Source organism: Streptomyces sp. NPDC001832, assembly GCF_040297265.1.
In the GTDB taxonomy this organism is placed as follows: Bacteria; Actinomycetota; Actinomycetes; order Streptomycetales; family Streptomycetaceae; genus Streptomyces.
Genome location: NZ_JBEOYU010000007.1, coordinates 126,510 through 142,650, shown reverse-complemented (window position 1 = coordinate 142,650; position 16,141 = coordinate 126,510). Strand labels below are relative to the sequence as shown.

21 protein-coding genes and 2 tRNA genes are annotated in these 16,141 nt (G+C 59.9%); 17 read left to right on the top strand and 6 right to left on the bottom strand.

Going from position 1 to position 16,141, the window contains the following annotated elements:
• Positions 1-4: 4 nt before the first annotated feature.
• From ABT115_RS08690 to ABT115_RS08665, 6 genes are all read right to left on the bottom strand, one after another.
• Positions 5-1,435, bottom strand: coding sequence for a phage portal protein (locus ABT115_RS08690; RefSeq protein ID WP_351785626.1), 1,431 nt, complete (start codon positions 1,433-1,435; stop codon positions 5-7).
• A 14-nt stretch (positions 1,436-1,449) separates the two neighbouring features.
• Entirely contained in the window at positions 1,450-3,012 is a 1,563-nt protein-coding gene (locus ABT115_RS08685) for a terminase large subunit domain-containing protein (RefSeq protein WP_351785623.1), read from the bottom strand.
• Positions 3,013-3,028: 16 nt separating this feature from the next.
• Positions 3,029-3,457, bottom strand: coding sequence for a phage terminase small subunit (locus ABT115_RS08680; RefSeq protein ID WP_351785621.1), 429 nt, complete (start codon positions 3,455-3,457; stop codon positions 3,029-3,031).
• A 237-nt stretch (positions 3,458-3,694) separates the two neighbouring features.
• Positions 3,695-3,769, bottom strand: a tRNA-OTHER gene (locus ABT115_RS08675).
• A 55-nt stretch (positions 3,770-3,824) separates the two neighbouring features.
• A tRNA-Asn gene (locus ABT115_RS08670) sits at positions 3,825-3,900 on the bottom strand.
• Between the two features lie 8 nt (positions 3,901-3,908).
• Complete coding sequence (locus ABT115_RS08665; RefSeq protein WP_351785618.1) at positions 3,909-4,229, bottom strand: HNH endonuclease; 321 nt, start codon at positions 4,227-4,229, stop codon at positions 3,909-3,911.
• A gap of 1,560 nt (positions 4,230-5,789) precedes the next feature.
• Between ABT115_RS08665 and ABT115_RS08660 the strand changes: the two genes are divergently transcribed.
• The 17 genes from ABT115_RS08660 (at position 5,790) to ABT115_RS08580 (ending at position 16,135) form a co-directional block, all read left to right on the top strand.
• Positions 5,790-6,665, top strand: coding sequence for a RecB family exonuclease (locus ABT115_RS08660; RefSeq protein WP_351785616.1), 876 nt, complete (start codon positions 5,790-5,792; stop codon positions 6,663-6,665).
• Positions 6,653-7,075: a DUF6915 family protein gene (locus ABT115_RS08655; RefSeq protein ID WP_351785613.1), complete on the top strand. Its 423-nt coding sequence runs from the start codon at positions 6,653-6,655 to the stop codon at positions 7,073-7,075. Before ABT115_RS08660 ends, ABT115_RS08655 begins: the two co-directional genes overlap by 13 nt.
• Positions 7,076-7,594, top strand: a complete 519-nt coding sequence (locus ABT115_RS08650) for a hypothetical protein (RefSeq protein ID WP_351785610.1) — start codon at positions 7,076-7,078, stop codon at positions 7,592-7,594.
• 35 nt (positions 7,595-7,629) lie between these two features.
• Positions 7,630-8,421 (top strand): AAA family ATPase, encoded by a 792-nt coding sequence (locus ABT115_RS08645; RefSeq protein WP_351785607.1) that lies wholly within the window; start codon positions 7,630-7,632, stop codon positions 8,419-8,421.
• An 87-nt stretch (positions 8,422-8,508) separates the two neighbouring features.
• A complete protein-coding gene (locus ABT115_RS08640; protein WP_351785605.1) occupies positions 8,509-8,853 on the top strand; it encodes a hypothetical protein in 345 nt (114 codons plus the stop codon).
• Positions 8,846-9,280 (top strand): endonuclease VII domain-containing protein, encoded by a 435-nt coding sequence (locus tag ABT115_RS08635; protein ID WP_351785602.1) that lies wholly within the window; start codon positions 8,846-8,848, stop codon positions 9,278-9,280. Before ABT115_RS08640 ends, ABT115_RS08635 begins: the two co-directional genes overlap by 8 nt.
• Positions 9,273-9,410 (top strand): hypothetical protein, encoded by a 138-nt coding sequence (locus ABT115_RS08630; protein WP_351785599.1) that lies wholly within the window; start codon positions 9,273-9,275, stop codon positions 9,408-9,410. The genes ABT115_RS08635 and ABT115_RS08630 overlap by 8 nt, the downstream gene beginning before the upstream one ends.
• Positions 9,382-9,783 (top strand): CHC2 zinc finger domain-containing protein, encoded by a 402-nt coding sequence (locus ABT115_RS08625; protein ID WP_351785597.1) that lies wholly within the window; start codon positions 9,382-9,384, stop codon positions 9,781-9,783. The genes ABT115_RS08630 and ABT115_RS08625 overlap by 29 nt, the downstream gene beginning before the upstream one ends.
• Positions 9,707-10,306 (top strand): toprim domain-containing protein, encoded by a 600-nt coding sequence (locus tag ABT115_RS08620; RefSeq protein ID WP_351785811.1) that lies wholly within the window; start codon positions 9,707-9,709, stop codon positions 10,304-10,306. The genes ABT115_RS08625 and ABT115_RS08620 overlap by 77 nt, the downstream gene beginning before the upstream one ends.
• Complete coding sequence (locus ABT115_RS08615) at positions 10,303-10,503, top strand: hypothetical protein (RefSeq protein ID WP_351785594.1); 201 nt, start codon at positions 10,303-10,305, stop codon at positions 10,501-10,503. The genes ABT115_RS08620 and ABT115_RS08615 overlap by 4 nt, the downstream gene beginning before the upstream one ends.
• Entirely contained in the window at positions 10,500-10,898 is a 399-nt protein-coding gene (locus ABT115_RS08610; RefSeq protein WP_351785591.1) for a DUF3310 domain-containing protein, read from the top strand. Before ABT115_RS08615 ends, ABT115_RS08610 begins: the two co-directional genes overlap by 4 nt.
• Positions 10,895-11,656: a hypothetical protein gene (locus tag ABT115_RS08605; protein ID WP_351785589.1), complete on the top strand. Its 762-nt coding sequence runs from the start codon at positions 10,895-10,897 to the stop codon at positions 11,654-11,656. Before ABT115_RS08610 ends, ABT115_RS08605 begins: the two co-directional genes overlap by 4 nt.
• The gene (locus tag ABT115_RS08600; RefSeq protein WP_351785586.1) at positions 11,653-12,204 is read left to right on the top strand and encodes a hypothetical protein; all 552 of its coding nucleotides are present in this window, start codon (positions 11,653-11,655) and stop codon (positions 12,202-12,204) included. Before ABT115_RS08605 ends, ABT115_RS08600 begins: the two co-directional genes overlap by 4 nt.
• A 4-nt stretch (positions 12,205-12,208) precedes the next feature.
• Positions 12,209-14,260: a ribonucleoside-triphosphate reductase, adenosylcobalamin-dependent gene (nrdJ, locus tag ABT115_RS08595; RefSeq protein WP_351785808.1), complete on the top strand. Its 2,052-nt coding sequence runs from the start codon at positions 12,209-12,211 to the stop codon at positions 14,258-14,260.
• A 169-nt stretch (positions 14,261-14,429) separates the two neighbouring features.
• Positions 14,430-14,870, top strand: coding sequence for a hypothetical protein (locus ABT115_RS08590; RefSeq protein ID WP_351785583.1), 441 nt, complete (start codon positions 14,430-14,432; stop codon positions 14,868-14,870).
• Between the two features lie 79 nt (positions 14,871-14,949).
• Positions 14,950-15,636, top strand: a complete 687-nt coding sequence (gene thyX / locus ABT115_RS08585; protein ID WP_351785580.1) for an FAD-dependent thymidylate synthase — start codon at positions 14,950-14,952, stop codon at positions 15,634-15,636.
• A 304-nt stretch (positions 15,637-15,940) separates the two neighbouring features.
• Positions 15,941-16,135, top strand: a complete 195-nt coding sequence (locus ABT115_RS08580; RefSeq protein WP_351785577.1) for a hypothetical protein — start codon at positions 15,941-15,943, stop codon at positions 16,133-16,135.
• The last annotated feature ends 6 nt before the right edge of the window (positions 16,136-16,141 follow it).

Here is a 16,141-nt window from a genome sequence, read left to right as displayed (position 1 = left end):
CGGGTCAGGGCTTGGCCTCGTGGATCTTCCGGTTCGCGTTCCCGGAGTTCCCCTGTGGAGGCTTTTTGGGGTTGGGCTGTTGGCCCTGTGGCTGTGGCTGGGGCAAGAGCTTCTGAATCTCTGCCTGAGCCTTGGCGTCCTCCTTCCGCATTTCGCGGAAGTCGGCAATCTGAGTGGCGGAGAACCCGGCCTCGTGCCACAGGAACTCAAGAGGCACATCAAGCTGCTTCATCTTGAGCAGTGCATCGATGTGCTGGGCTTCGGTGCGGTATTCGGGGTCGCGCCATCGCGTCTCCATCTCGAAGGCGTCCTTGCGCTGGTCACCCTTAACGGCGAAGCAAAGTCGAATGACTCGCTCCCAGGCTTCCCCGAAGTGGAGCATCCGTTCCTTCACCTTGGCGACAAGTCCCGCTTCCGCGGAGATGATTGCCTCACCAGATGGGGCGGTGGTCGTGTTTACCAAGAAGTAATGACTGGGAACCCTCGAAACTGTCGCGAGGTGCTGGACCAACATGTCAACCAGGTCAACGTAGTTGGACAGGTCAGCGGCAGCGAAGGAGCCGAACTTTGCGTTGGGGTCCTCAGCCTGAAGTAGCTTGTCCTGGCCGACGTTGTACGGCTCGACGGGGTTGCCGTTCGAGTCTTCCTGGATTTCCAGGCCGGTGACGAACCGCTGGGGGAAGGCCGCGAACTCAGACGCCGTAAGGGCATCCATCGTGGTCTTGTTGATCGCATCCTGGATCGGGATGCAGTTAGCCAGTTCAGAGACCGGGTCCATGCCGAGTCGAGAGCGATTCTCGAAGGGCACAACGGGGACGATGCCGAGAGGGTTGGGCGTGCTGACGCCCTGGTCCCACTCGGTCGTGCCGTATGCAACCTCATAGACGTAGTCCTCGGTCCAGAGTGTGACCTGCTGACGGCCCCAGGCGTCCATCTCGAAGCGGGCCGCGGCCTCCAGCTCCCACAGAGAGCCGGCCTTGTAAGAGACAGCCATGCGAGAGCCGGGAACCGGGGTGATGGTCGGCTCGCCCTTGGCGTCCGCCCAGACGACGACGTACGAGGTACCCGTGATCAGAGACTCAAGGTGTACCGACGTCGAGTAGGCGTCCATGCTGGACCGCTGCCAGAACTCGCGTGCATCCTTGCCGTCGTCCTCTCCGGAGATCCGGAAGGAATCAACGTGAAGCCGCTCGTTCGTGGAGTCCACGATGGTGCCGCAGAAGTTGTCTCGCCACTGCTCGAAGACCGAGGCGAACGCCGCCTTGTACTTCATCTGCGAGAACGCGAGCTTCTGTTGCTCGCCCTCGTAATACTTCGAATACTTGTGGGATTCGTGAAGCGGGCCCGGAACCTTGCCGTACAGGTACATGAGCCACTGGTCCGGGGTCTGTGGCTTACCTATGAATGCCGTATGGCTTCCAGGGGGGACGATCATAGGCGGGCCTCCTTCTAGAAGCCCACGACACGTGACCTTCTTAGCTTCATTCGTCCATCGGCGATGGCATCTGCTCTGGCCTCCATGGCGATTACTGCGCACACTGCGAGGTCGATCTTGCGCTTGGAGCGCGGGGAATCTTTCTGAATGAGAAGGCCCTGAGGGACTTCCCTGGTAACGGCGTTGAGGACATGCCGAGTTAGGCGGGTATCTCCGTCGTGCTTGAGGTCGCCCACCATTGCGGCGGTGCGGAAACGCTCGACGGCCTGAGCCATCCGAGTAGGCTTGTTGGTCCAGAACTCGAATACGGTGTCCTCGCCATGCGTGATGGACCATCGCCCGATGGCTTCCTGCCAGTAGGGCGGGTCTGCGTACATCCACGCGACGCGGTATGTCTCGAAGGCTCGATGAACAGCGGCCTCTACTGAAAGAACGTCAACTTCCCAGTCATCAGGGGCGTGCTCTGGGCGTTCCCAAACACCGATGACAAAGAGCTTGGCGTCACGCAACCTGACGCCCACAATCCCTGTGGCGTCCCCGCGGATACTCCCATCGAAGCCGATGGCTATCTGATCACCGGGCTTGATGGGGTCCTGGTCGTCCACACAGGCATCCCACTCGGGCTTGGACATCCAACCGTCCGAAGACTCTGCAATGCGGTTGCAGAAGAACCGCAAGTAGGTGGAGTCAGGAGTGGTGCGGTCGTAGAGGACTGTGCGAGTCAGGCCGTCAATGTCGGCCCACGAGGCGTCGCCGTACGCCTCGGTGAGGGCCTGGCGAACCTTGGCCTCATCCCGCATCTCGTCAGGCTCGATAGAGCCTTCAATGCAGTCGTACAGCCAAAAGCCCTGGGTGATCATGTCACTCTCGTGAATGATCTGGGCAACGCTGTCTTCGTTAGGGTTGTAAGCGTTGGTCGTGGACACCCAGCGGGAGCCAGACGAAGCAGTCTTTTCGATATTCCGCTTCAAGACCTGGAAGAATTCCGGGCCCCCGTTGCTACCCACCCAGTGGTGGCACTCGTCCATCAGGCAAAAGGTGGGCCGGTTTCCCTCGTTGGTGCGGCCGGCAGTGGCCTTCGGCTTGATGCTCCCAGGCTTGCCAGACTTGAACTGGACGACAGCCTTACCGATGTCGAGCGCGTATTCCTTCTCGGCAGGAGACTCCGAGAGCATTCCTCGGATCATCTCTAGCGTCTGCTCGGTCTGGTCGTACGCCGTGGCGCCGATCTGAACCGTGGGCAGGGCAACCCGCTTGGCTACAGGGAGGCCGTAGGCGTTGAAATGGCTGAACCGGCAAGGGCCGATGAACTCGACGATGGCCAGAGCAGCGAGGAGGGGCGTTTTCCCCCACCCTTTTGCGCGCCGTAGCGTTCCAGCCGAGAAGCGCCAGGTGCCATCAGGCTTGACTGCGTAGAACCACAGGACGAACCTGAGCTGTTCCTTAGTGAACTGCCAGCTCTCACCGGCTCGATCTCCGTCAGGCTGAACAATGTACTTCTGAGCCCAACGAATGATCTCGTACCCCAAGGTCTCCTTGGGAGAGGGAACCCCGTCCGGAAGGTTTCCGGTCTGCAAGGGCGTTCACCTCTATTCAGTTGTTCAGGAGTCGGAACAGCTCCTCGTCTAGGTCTGTGGTGGTCGGCTCAGCGGCGGCCGTCTCGGCGGCCTGCTCCTGGTCCTGGTCGTCCTCGATGGACATGCGCAGTCGCGCCCTGTCCTCGGTGGTGGCGCCCCACTTGGCGACGCGCTGCCGGATCTCACCGGCCAACTTGACGTCTCCCTGGTAGAAGGAATCCACGAGCTTCACGGTGATTTCCAGCTCAGCCCAGTCGGTCTCAGCCCATGCGCCGGCCTGCGGCGAAGTTGCCCAGGTGCGCCAGAAGCGGCGGGCGCCGGAAGTCTTGATTCCGAGGCCGGGTGGGAGAGCTCGGCCCTCAGTGGTCGAGCTGCTGAGTGTCTGGGCGTGCTCGTGCTTGTTGCGCCGCTGGGCGTTTTCCTTCGGCTTCGGTCCTCGGGTCACAGCCTCACCGCGCTCGGATCGATCCCGTAGAGGTCGCCCAGTTCCTCAAGCTCGAACATTGCTTCCTGACGCCAGGACCGCTCAGCGGCCTTGCTAGGCCGGTGATTTGGTGCCTCGGGCCCGCAGAAGTCATAGGGGCAGTCGAGACAGCGACCGTTGCACTGGGCGGACATGGGACACCTCCGAAGGGTGGGAGTAGGAAGGAATGAAAAAACCGCCCTCAAGGGGCGGTCGTGATGGTGTGTCTGACCGGATTCGAACCGGCGTCGCCTCCGGGAAGGGAGGAGTCCTAGACCGCTAGACGACAGACACCGTGCTTCCATCCCCTGATCAGGGGGAGATTCAGCACCTACGGGCGCTACCCGTATGGCTGGCACGGCAGGACTCGAACCTGCAACCTGCGGATTAACAGTCCGCTGCTCTGCCCATTGAGCTACGTGTCATCGGAGGGTCAACGACCCTCGCTGTATGTCTTGCGCTTGTGGCACGTCTTGCATAGAACCCAAAGGTTGTCTGGCTCCCAGGAGCCACCGCGGGCTACCGGGACGATGTGATCTACCTCCAGCTCCTTATGCGATCCGCACTGCTGGCAGGTGAAGCGGTCCCTGGCGAGGGTTCGAGCCCTCCGCTTGTGCCAGTCGGATGGCCTTGAAGCATTTCGAGCACTTGTTCTATTCCAGCTTTTACGCAACTGATGCTCGCTACAGCGACCGTCCCGAACGGTCGGGGTAAGGCAGCCCTGAGTTAGGCAGATGCTCTTGGCCCTAGGCATGTCTCCCCCTGTGGTATTGGGCCCCGGCCGGGTTCTTGTCTGGCGGCCGGGGCCGTCTCCTGGGCGCTCACTGGAGCTGGGCTCAACAGGAGGTCAGACAGGAGAGTTCGGCAAAAGTATTACTTAATCTTCAAAAAATAACTCTATGTATACCCTAGATGACAAATACATCAGGAGTAGTGATGGGTGAGAGCTTCGCTTTGTCTTGTTCGCTCGTTTGTTCGCTCGTTTCACTCGCTCTCTCACTAAGGATGTCGGTGTCAAAGCCCTTGGTCTGGGACAGAGTTGAGCCAAAGTGAGATGCAGGTCACATAATCAAGATCGTTTAGCCCCAGATGCAAGGTTGCCTTTCCCTGTACCTCCCCTCGCGGTTGATTCCGTGGTGAGGTGTATGTACATTGGGATATCAAACAAGTGAGGGGCGAATGTGGCTAAGCTTCCAGACAACGAGACGCTACTTCGGTATTACAGAGAAGGGCTTACAGATAAGCAAATTGCCCAAGCCTATGGCGTTTCTGTTCAGGCCGTAAATCTACGTTTCGTCAAACTCGGTATTGAAAGAAAGCCGTGGAGTAATGCGGCAACGGCGATTGTAGAAGCGGCTTGGCCGTCCTCGGAATTCGATCGCACTCGTTTTACTCAACTTCAGCGCGCTCGTGATCTGTGGTCATTCCTGCGTTGGCGCCTAGGCGACCCGACACTCTCAGAGAGGCAGCTCACTGCCGCACAGCGCTTCTCTGCCTACGCGGCAGACCATGACGTAGTGCTGTCTCTCGACCTGACACAGAAGTCCCCGTGGGTGTGGCTACCCAGGGAGGAGGGCGACGGCCGGCGCGTTCTGCGGTGGCCGGAAGGTCGAGAGCTGCCGAGGGGGGCGCACCTCAAGGCGATCACCCTCCCTTAGGTCGACTCTCTGGAAGGCGCCCTAGAGGTTGCCTTCAAGTAACTTTTGGAGGGGGAGGCAACCAGGAAGGAAACTCATACAAGGAACCCACAGCAAGCATTGCTGGCCTTCCGCACCCCACTGCGGAGGGCCTTTGTCCTTTATGTACCCCCCTTGCCTCGGCTATAGATGATAGTGCCCCCCTCCCTGTGGGAGCACTGTGATTTCGACCGCACCGCCGGGGGTTGTCCCCACAGATTCAACGTGACAAAATGGGACTCAGGGAGGCGGTCCTCCTGATTTTTAGCAACTCAGGAGGAACGCTTAATGGACGTGGCTTGCCTCAAGGACGCGGCTTGCCTTAAGGGCGTTGCTTGCCCCAAGGGTGTGGCCCGATGTACGGGCGGCCGTCCGGACGAGGACGGCCGTATTTGCACTACCGGATGCACCTGGGACAAGGAGACTCGGAATGTGTCTCCAGATCATCACACTCTTGGAATGGTTGCACTATACACGAAGGGTTCCGCAACAGACTGGGTTGACTTGGTCATTACAGATCTCGCCCCGTCTTCACTCACCGAGAAACGAATTGCCGAAGTGGAAGCCGAGTTGGGGGCACCGCTTGCTGAACTGGAAGTGGTGCAGCGGGAGTTCGATTATGGCCATGCGGAAGTCCCGTGGTCGAGTTCGTTCACCCTCATGCGGCTGAGCCGAATAGAGACGAGTTGAGTTTGAGCATAGAGAATCAGCCGCGGTCGGTCTCTCAGGTAGAGCAGTACGAGAAGTGCTCATGGCGCTGGTACCTCCAGCGAGTTGAGCGCGTCGTACCGCGGCCGGCCGCTTGGTCTTTCCATGGGACGGCCTTTCACAGCGCTGCGGAGGCGTTTGAGAGGTCGTCTCGTCGCATGGGGGCCGAAGAGGTCGTAGAGGTCTTCCGCGACGAGTACACGGCCATGGTGAACAAGGCCCTGGACAAGGAGGCCAACACCGACCTGTGGCTTGCTGCTGGCCGCTACACGGGCGGCGAGGACATCGAGCGCCGCTACGTCCTGGGGCTGGACCAGACGGCCGCGTACGTCGAGTGGAGTCAGACGAACCAGCCAGCCATCTGGACGGAGCCGAACGAGGGAGCGCCGGCACTAGAACTGTCCTTCATGGTCGAGCTGGGCGGCATCAAGGTCCGCGGCTTCATCGACCAGACCCTAGAAGAGGACCAGGACCCCGAAGAGGACGACGCCACCGTGAAGGTCCGGGACCTGAAGACCGGCACCATGAAGAGCAAGTTCCAGCTCCAGACGTACGCCGTGGCGTTGCGTCAGCAGTGGGGTGTGAGCGTCAAAGAAGCTGACTGGTACCTCGCTAAGACTGGCCGCCTTTCCCGGCCTGTGAAGGTCGAGGATGTGTCTGAGGACGAGATCGGCCAGAGGTTCGCGGACATGGATGCATCGGTGAAGGCCGGCAACTTCCCGGCGAATCCCGGCTTCGGCTGCCGCTTCTGTGATGTGTCGCACGCCTGTTTTTTAAGCCATAACTTGAATCTGTGGGCAAGGTGATCTACCTTGAAAATAGAGGAAAGGAGAGCGACATCAATTCCTGGCATCATGCGGTATCCGCATCCCGCAAGTGGGGCGGCGAGCCGGAAGTGTATCTGCCGATCGAGGAGTTCATCGACTCCTCGAAGAAGGTTCTGGGCGATGTCCGTCACCGGTCCATCTACCACCACACCGAGGGTGTGTGGCTGGTGCAGCGCATCTTCGGCACCACGCTTGACGTGCCGAAGGGCAATCGCATCGTGAAGGTTCCGACTCGGCTGATTGCCGAGCGGCACATTATCGAGGATCTCGGCTGGCTACCCTCGCCGGCCGACTACATCAAGGGGATGCCCGTCGAGCGCTGGATGTCCGGCGCCAAGCGTAAGGAAGTCCCCCTGTCTACTCTGCTTCTCAACCAGCCTGGAGCGTGAATGTCTGACCTGATCAAGCGCAACTTCCTTGGTATGCCTGTCTCTGGCGAGATCCGTCAGGGTTTCCCCCGTCACGATCAGAATCCTGTTGAGGAGTTGGCCCCACTGCTCCAGGCCCTCTTGGATGACCCGACCATCACCGAGTTCGGATGGGCGCAGTACACGCCCTATTTCAATGACGGTGAAGTCTGCGAGTTCAGCGCGGGTGAGGTCTGGGTCCGCACCATCGAAGAGGTCGACACCGAAGAGCATGAGTACGACAACTACGAGCTCAGTTGGGACTATCACCCGAGCCTCGGGCGTGAGAGCTGGGAGTACCGCGGCGAATGGCCAAACCGTGAGTACGTCGGTCTGGGCTATAAGGGTCCGGATGAGGAGCGGTACCACCAGGTGAAGGCCCTCAACGCGGCCATCGCGTCCGGCTGGTACGACACGGCCCTCCTCAACGCGTTCGGGGATCACGCCCTGGTGACCGTTCGCAAGAACGGCATCGAGGTTGAGTCCTACGAGCACGACTAAGGAGAAGCACTATCTACAGCCTGGCACAGTCAGTCTTGGTCAAGGGAGCGGCAGGGGAACCGCTTCCTTCGCCATTTAGGGGGCTGGCTCGTCACGAAGTCGAGTTCCGGCGCGGCGAGTTCTCGCTCATCGCTGCCGGCCCCGGCACTGGCAAGTCACTGTTCGCCCTGAACCTGGCGCTGTACGGAAACATCCCGGTGATGTATTACAGCGCCGACAGCAATGCGGCAACGCAGCTCACCAGGGCCACGGCCATCCTCACGGGCGACAACGTGAAGGACGTGAAGCGCAAGCTTCTGGCGGACGACTTCGAGGAGTACACGGCCTATCTGGCAAAGCGGTGGTGGCTCCGTTTCAACTACGAGGCCCGACCCACGCTTTCAGTCATTGAGACGGACCTAAGGGCGTACTTCGAGGTCTTCGGCATGTTCCCGCACCTGATCGTGGTGGACAACATTACGAACGTGGATGCTGGGGCAGTTGGTGACGCGGAGTCCTTCACGTTCGGCCTTGAGGCCATGTGTGAGTTCATGTCAGATATGGCCCGGTACACCGGGGCTCACGTCCTGTCCCTGCATCACGTCACGGGCGAGTACAGCGACGGCCTACAGCCCATCCCGTTGTCCGGCGTGAAGGGCAAGATCGGGCGCATCCCGAACGTCATCCTGACGATGCATAAAGAGACGGACGAGATGGATGGCACGATCCTGCACGTCTCCGACGTGAAGAACCGGGAAGGCTTTGCCGACCCTAGCGGGCAGACGTTCAGTTCGTACGAGTTCAACTCGAAGAACATGCAGCTCACAGACGTATCGGACGATCTCTAAGTAATTTACGTCACAGCCCAAACAGATCTCTAAACTTGAATCTGGGGGAAGTGTGATCTACATTGGAATTAAGGGAAAGGGCGGGAAATGAACGCGACTTGCGGGTACACACTTGAGCGGGAAATCGTAGGTGTTCTACTCGAAGAGAACCCGCAAATCTCCACGAATCAGATCCAGGAAGCTGGTGGCGGCGTAGTCGCTCTCATTCTCTCCGTCGAGAGCGCGAGGCGAATGAGGATCTACCGGCTGGCCAAGGAACTGAAGTTCCACTCCCGCTCCAGCACCGCTCAGGTCGTCGCGGTATCAATGCCGACCAAGGGCGGTACGGAATGGGAGGTCGTCCCCCTCTCTTACCTCCAAGGTCTTGCCGACGAGGCAGTCTCTACGAAGGACCAGAAGAGGCTAGAGGCTGCTTTGAGGCCGCGTGTCTAAGCCCCGATCCGGATACCGGAAGTGCTCAAAGTGCGAGAAGAACAGGGCAGTTCGGTTCTTCACCCCCAAGGGGCGGGTGTGCTCGTCCTGTAGGAAGAAAACCCGCAGGGCTTCATCCCATGAGGCTCGGGTCACCAACACCTACGGCCTAGAACCTGGCGAATTTCAAGCCCTCATGGACTACCAGGGCGGCGTGTGCGCCATCTGTCAGCAGCCAAGGCGCTACCGGCTTGACGTAGACCACGACCACAAAACCGGCATGGTCCGAGGACTCACCTGCCGACTGTGCAACCGGCGAATCCTGCCGGGGGCCAAGGACAACCCCGAGACGCTGCGTTCCGCAGCTGACTACCTAGATGACCCGCCTGCGGTCCGGTTCCTAGGACCGCGCTTTCACGTGGATACGCGAGGAGTTACCGATGAGTGAGGCGTCCATCAAGCTCGACTACCGCAAGTGGCGGGGCGAGAAGAACCTCATGAACTGCACGAACCGGCAGTACGTCTTCCCCGTCCACGTGAGGCGGATCGGTGACCCGAACCCGCAGCTCAGTAAGTAAGCCTCCGATTGCTGCGGTTCTGAAGCACTACTACTCAATAGACGTAAAAGAGCGGGCAGGGTGGTCAAAGACACTCTGCCCGCTTCACGTTGAGGAGAACCCCAGCGCCTCGGTCAATACCGAGAAAGACCGATGGAACTGTTTCGTCTGTCAGGTCTCTGAGGACTCGATAGACGTTGTGATGCGAGAGGAAAAACTTGGCTTCCGAGAAGCCCAGGCATGGGCACATGCCCGGTTCGGTGGAGGCGGCGAGGACGTACTACCACCAGTTCAAGGGGAGCCCAGCCGAGGAGTACATCAAGGCTCGCGGCCTGGGCGACGTAGCCGACAAGTTCACTCTGGGATACGTCGGTTCGGCGCTGACTGGTCATGAACAGCGGACCGGGATGCTCGTTCTCCCGTACCTGCGGCCGGCCAACGGGCCCCACGGTGTAGCCACGATCCGATTCCGCTGCATAGCCGACGAGTGCGTACGAGACGAGCACGGCAACTACCTCGCCCCCACCTGCAAGGAGAACCACCGCGGGCACGGCAAATACCTGACCATCCCCGGCGACCAACCCCGGATGTTCAACACCAAGGCACTCATCACCGGAAGCTCGTCCATCGTCATCACCGAGGGCGAGTTCGACGCGATGGCGTGGGAGTCGGTTGGGGTGCCGGCCATCGCCTATCAAGGCACGTCGAGTTGGCGCGACCACTTCATACCCGCACTGCTCGGATTCGAGACGGTCTACATCATCGCTGACGGAGACACCCCAGGTATTGAGGCCGCCGAGAAGCTGGCGGCATCCCTACCTAACTCGAAGGTCATCGTCCTTGGCGAAGGCCACGATTCAAATTCATTCCTCCACGAGTTCGGGGCTGTTGCCCTGCGAGAAAGGATCGGCCTGTGAAGAGCAAGTGGAAGCCTGGAACCCGAGTCCGGGTCAAGGTCAGTGTCGCTGACGGACTTGCCGGCCTGACGGGTGTCATCGAGTCCGTGAACTATGCCAAGTTCGAGGAAGCGACCTCCGTTTTCCTGGACGACCCTGACAACGAGTACGCCCCTCTTGGTGCTTACTTCAAGGACGACGAGTTGGAGGCAGAGTGAAGTTCAAGCCTGGCGAGGTCGTAGTTATATCTGACCCCTCTACCGCCTTCACCGAGCAGTTCAGGGACGAACGAGCCGTCGTAACCGACTTCAAGGAAGACGAGAGCTACCCGTACGAGGTCGTGTTTGCTAACGGTTTCTCCCTTGGTTTCGCAGACTTCGAGATGTCCCGAGTCGAGGACCAGGCCGCGGACGAGATTAATCACCCGACGCATTACACCTGGCTTCCCAACGGCCTTGAGGTAATCGACGTAACTGAGAACCTGAATTTCAACCTCGGGAACGTCGTGAAGTACGCCCTTCGTGCTGGCCACAAGACCGAGGAGCCGCTTACGGACCTGCGTAAGGCGGCCTGGTACATCAACCGTGAGATCGATCGTCTGGAGTCTGCGTGAAGCGGATCGTCATCATCAGCGATCTCCAGATGCCTTTGGAGAATCGCCGAGCGCATACCAACCTGCTCAACTTCATTGGCGACTACGCCCCCGACGAAGTGATCAACATCGGTGACATCACCGACTACACGGCCCCCGCCCGTTGGAGTGCGGGTAAGCGCGCCGAGTACGGCATGTCAGTGAGGGAGGAGGCCGCGTACACGAAGCGGGTCCACCTGGACCCCTTCCGCGAGGTCTATGACGGCGAGTACACCCTTCTCGGCTCGAACCACGGTGAACGCCCTCATAAGTACCTCGTAGAGCGTGCGCCGGCCCTCGCGGACGGAGACGAGTACAAGGAGAACAACCTCCTCCAGCTCGACGACTACGGCGTCCGCTTCGAGGCCCTGAAGTACGACTTCGCGCCCAACTGGACTGCGACCCACGGCCACGCCAAGGGGATCAGCTTCAGCCGGATTGCAGGCGGCACGGCCATGAACGCCGCTCGGCTCTTTCAGCGAAGCGTCGTCATGGGCCACACCCATCGGGCAGGCATCGTCAGCGAGTCGAAGGGCATGGGTGCGTCCAAAACGCTTACCGGCGTTGAAGTCGGCCACCTCATGGACCTGAGGAAGGCCGAATATCTCGGCGCCGCCAAGTTCGCCAACTGGCAATCGGCATTCGGCCTGTTCTACGTGGACGGCTCGAACGTCCAGCCCAACATCATCCCAGTCAGCCGGAACGGCTCGTTCATCGTGGAGGGAGAGACCTACAAGTGACGGAAATCAACTGGGAATCCCTTCAGGTCCTGGCTGAGAAGGTTGCCTACGAGATCACTACGAAGTGGCAGATCGTAGAGGCCGACGACGTGAAGCAGGAAATCATGCTGCATGCGGTCAAGGAGAAGCACATCATCGCCCAGTACCAGGGCAATGAAGAAGTGCTCCGAAAGATCTTCTGGAACGCTGGCCGGCGCTATGCCGCCAAGGAGCGGGCATACCTGGACCTGATGGACGATCAATACCACTACACCCCCGATGAAGTGCGGGGAGTCATGCGGTCGTTCATCTACACCGACGCCGAGGTCAGTCAGCAGATCGGCAAGAAGGACGACCTAACCCGGTGCGTCATCACAGACAACATTCTCTCTGCGCGACTGGATGCCGAGAAGGGCATCAAGCGCCTAAACGCCGATTACCAAGAGGTAGTCATGCGGCTCTTCGTATATGGCATGAGCCCCGCGAACGACACCGATCGAAAGCGTGGATACCGAGCTATCGACGCACTCACAGCAGAGATGAACCGAAGCATACGTACGGGAAGGTAAGACCCTGACTAACTGGAAGACTGAAACCGCTAAGACTGTTTACGAGCGAACCTACCGGCGAGAGAAGCCGAACGGAGAGCTGGAGACCTGGCCTGAGACCGTTCGCCGGGTCGTGGCCGGCAACGTGGCCCTGGTCCCCGAGAGGTACATCGAGCCCGGCGAGGCCGAGCGCCTGGTCGAGCTGATCGAGTCGTGGAAGGTGATGCCCGCGGGACGTCACCTGAAGTCCTCGGGAGTCAACGACTATGCGCTGAACAACTGTTGGGCTGCCGGCTGGGAAGCCAGTGATCCCACCGAGCACTTCACCTTCACCCTGTTGAGGCTGGCCGAAGGCGGTGGTGTCGGCGCCAACTACAGCAACCACTACTTGACCGGCTTCCCATCCGTCGTCAGTCCGGTGAAGGTGCATGTCGTCTGCGACCCGGATCACCCTGACTACCTGGACATGGTGGAAGCGGGACTCATCTCCACGGAGTACGCCTACACATGGGCTGGTGCTTACGGAGTCGAGGACTCCCGCGAGGGTTGGGCCGAGGCTCTGGGCGACCTGATCCGAACCGCCCACTACCCCAAGACACGGCACAACGACCGTGTGTATGACGTGAGTCGGGTGCGGTACAAGGGCGCTCCGCTGCGGTCGTTTGGTGGCACTGCGAGCGGGCCGGCTCCGTTCGCGGAGATGCTGATCAACGTCGGCGAGATCCTCGCCCGCAAGGTCTCCAAGGACGACGACGACCCGAACGGACTCGTTCGCTACCTCGGTAGCCGCCTGACCGGCATCGACGCCACGGAAATCGATCACGAGATTGCGCGCTGCATAGTCAGCGGCGGTGTGAGGCGAAGCGCCCGAATGTCGATCATGCGGTGGGACGATCCGCAGATTGACGAGTTTCTGGCCTGCAAGGCAGACATGTCGAAGCACTGGACGACGAATATATCGGTCGAAATCGACGATGCGTTCATTGATGCCGTCTACGAAGGTCACATGGGCGCCGAGCTGGTTCTCCGCAGCCTCGCAGAGGGTGCATTGAAAAACGGGGAGCCGGGCTTCTGGAACTCCTCCACGTCGGCTGTGGGGGAAGTCGATGGTGTGTACACGACCAATCCATGTGGTGAAGCTCTTTTGACCCCATATGAGCCGTGTAATCTCGGTTCGGTCAACTTGGGTGCATTTGTTGACGAGTTCGGCAAGATGGACGTGCCTGGACTGCTGGACGCTCACCGCCTGGTGACCCGGTACCTGATCCGGGCCACGTGTGCGGAGGTCGCTGATCCGAAGTCGAAGGAGGCCATCTCTCGGTACCGGCGCATCGGTGTCGGTCACACGGGCTTCGCGGACTTCCTTGCCAAGCTTGGCATCCGGTACAGCGAGGCAGCCACCAATTGGCGGGTTGAGGCCACCCTTGATCTCCTGGCCGAAGAGGTGGATGAGGCTGCGGCTGAGTACGCCAACGAGATGCGGATTCCGGTCCCGATCAAGAAGCGGGTAATCGCCCCCACCGGGACGATCTCCAAGGTGGCCGGCGTCTCCGGTGAGGCCACCCATGCTCCTTTCGGCGATTACTTCATTCGACGTATCCGCTTCTCTCTGGTGGAGCCGGAAGAAGTGCGACAGGTGGAGGAGTACCGGGCGAAGGGGTACCACGTTGAGCCGTGCATCTACGCAGCGAACACGGCAGTCGTGAGCATCCCGACCAAGGACCCGCTAGTGAGTCAGGTCATGGACCCGTCCGTGATCGAGCACGCTGGCGTGCTGTCCCTTGAGGACATGCTGAGCGTCCAGGCTCTCTATCAGGAGCATTGGGCAGACCAGGCGGTGTCTTACACGGCCTCCGTCGACCCGGAGCGGTACACCGTGGACGACGTGGCCGCGGTCCTGTTGGAGTTCATGCCGAAGCTCAAGGGAAGCACCATCTTCCCGGAGATGTCCCGCGCACAGGCGCCGTACGAACGGATCAGCCGGGACCAGTACATCGAGATGGCTACCCGTCTCGGCATCGAGACCGAGGACACCGGCTTCGATGAGATCTGTGCAAGCGGCGCTTGCCCCATTTAGAAATACCTAGTGAATGTCGTCACAGCTCATTAAACTTGAATCTGTGGCACACGTATTGCACTATGGAATTAGAGGAAGGGAATCCGAAGTGAGTTACCCGGACCCGTTTGACGAGCGTTCACCCTGGGACGAAGAGCCCCAGGCCCCGAAGAAGAAGGAAAAAACGCCTATGACCGATACCGCCGCTGGACCTGCCCCCTTCAAGATCGGTTTCACTCTCAAGGCCGGCAGCACCTACGAGGCCGAGTGGCTGACCCCGACCGTCTACGGACACAGCGCGGAGGAGACCGCGAAGCGCGGCGCCGAGCTGCTGGGCGCACTCAAGTCTGAGGGGCTGATCGAGCTGACTTCGAAGGCCGCGGACTACACCCGCAGTCAGTTCAAGGGCAGTGCAGGTAATCCCGGTGGCGGGTCGGCGCCGAAGCGGTTCAGCGGCGGCAAGGTCGAGCCGAAGGGCGGCCGGGGATCTGTTGCTGGCGACGAATGCCTGCACGGCCGGGCGCTCGTCGAGAAGCCGAATTGGACTGCGCTGTTCTGTGAAGGTCCTGACGGCGAGAAGTGCGAGCCGCTGTGGAAGCAGAAGGACGGCTCTTTCAAGGCCAACAAGTAACACCGCATGACGTGATGGGGAGCCGGGTTTCGGCCTGGCTCCCCTTTTGCATGGGAGAAACATGGAATTCCGGTCTGACATGACCGTCCACCTGATTAAGTACGCGGCTGAAGACACCGACGTGACGTTTGCCGCCCGTGTCTCCACTCTCGGCGGAGAGTCGAGGCTCAACGAGACGCCTGAGAAGGACGCCGGGCTGATCAACTACCTCATGCGGGACCGTCACGGTTCCCCGTTCGAGCACACCAGCTTCACCTTCTATATCGAGGCTCCCATTTTCGTGGTGCGAGAATTCATGCGCCACAGGGCGGGATGGTCCTACAACGAAGAGTCGGGCAGGTACAAGGAACTGGAGCCCGTCTTCTACACGCCTGCGGATGGTCGCCCACTGCGGCAGATCGGCAAGGCCGGCAAGTACAAGTTCGTTGACGGTGACTACATGCAGAAGCGCACCGTGAGCGGTGACATTGAGCGAATCAGTACCGAGGCTTACAGCACATACAAGCGGCTGCTGGATCTCGACGTTGCCCGCGAAGTGTCCCGCATGGTTCTCCCGGTGAACATCTACTCGTCGTTCTACGCGACTTGTAACGCTCGCTCGCTTATGCACTTCCTTTCGCTCCGTACGCAGGACGAGACCTCGAAGTTCCCGAGCTTCCCTCAGCGGGAAATCGAAATGGTCGCAGAGCAGATGGAGGACTTCTTCCACTTCCACATGCCCGAGACCTGGCGGGCATTCCAGCGCAACGGGCGGGTTGCCCCGTAATCAGTGACACCTACCGAGGAGATCTATTGGGCATCGTGAACTTCATATGTGGCATGGCGGCCATGTATCTGATTCTTCTCGTAATCGAGGCTATCCAAGGCGGTAAGTAGTTGGCTGCTAAGCGCCTGCTTCCAGACGAGATTCACATCATTGGTTTGGAGGGCGGCGGTGTTTGCGTCGTCTGTAAAGACTGCGACTTCGAGTTGGGTGGCGGTGGTTGTGACTGCTGCCCTGGAAACAACGTGACTTTGGCCGACCTGCTAACAACGGCCGAAGTCGAGCACGAATGCGAAGAGGACTGCTCATGAACAAGGAAGTTGTCCGCGTCACGGTCGTCATGGAGTACGAGCCGACGTTCAGTAATTACCCCGACTGCCAGTCGGTTGCGGAGGCTGCGGCCTTCGACGAGCAGACAAGCCCGTTCCTTATGTACCCCGACGTATACCTCATCGAGGACGAAATCAAGTCCGTCACTTTCGAGGCTGTCACCGTCGAATAGGAGACT

What these genes read in the sequence shown, in the direction of transcription:
- ABT115_RS08690 (WP_351785626.1), bottom strand. Translation starts at nt 1,435, where the DNA reads ATGATCGTCCCCCCTGGAAGCCATACGGCATTCATAGGTAAGCCACAG.
- ABT115_RS08665 (WP_351785618.1), bottom strand. Translation starts at nt 4,229, where the DNA reads ATGCCTAGGGCCAAGAGCATCTGCCTAACTCAGGGCTGCCTTACCCCG.
- ABT115_RS08650 (WP_351785610.1), top strand. Translation starts at nt 7,076, where the DNA reads ATGTCTGACCTGATCAAGCGCAACTTCCTTGGTATGCCTGTCTCTGGC.
- ABT115_RS08640 (WP_351785605.1), top strand. Translation starts at nt 8,509, where the DNA reads ATGAACGCGACTTGCGGGTACACACTTGAGCGGGAAATCGTAGGTGTT.
- ABT115_RS08630 (WP_351785599.1), top strand. Translation starts at nt 9,273, where the DNA reads ATGAGTGAGGCGTCCATCAAGCTCGACTACCGCAAGTGGCGGGGCGAG.
- ABT115_RS08590 (WP_351785583.1), top strand. Translation starts at nt 14,430, where the DNA reads ATGACCGATACCGCCGCTGGACCTGCCCCCTTCAAGATCGGTTTCACT.
- thyX (WP_351785580.1), top strand. Translation starts at nt 14,950, where the DNA reads ATGACCGTCCACCTGATTAAGTACGCGGCTGAAGACACCGACGTGACG.
- ABT115_RS08580 (WP_351785577.1), top strand. Translation starts at nt 15,941, where the DNA reads ATGAACAAGGAAGTTGTCCGCGTCACGGTCGTCATGGAGTACGAGCCG.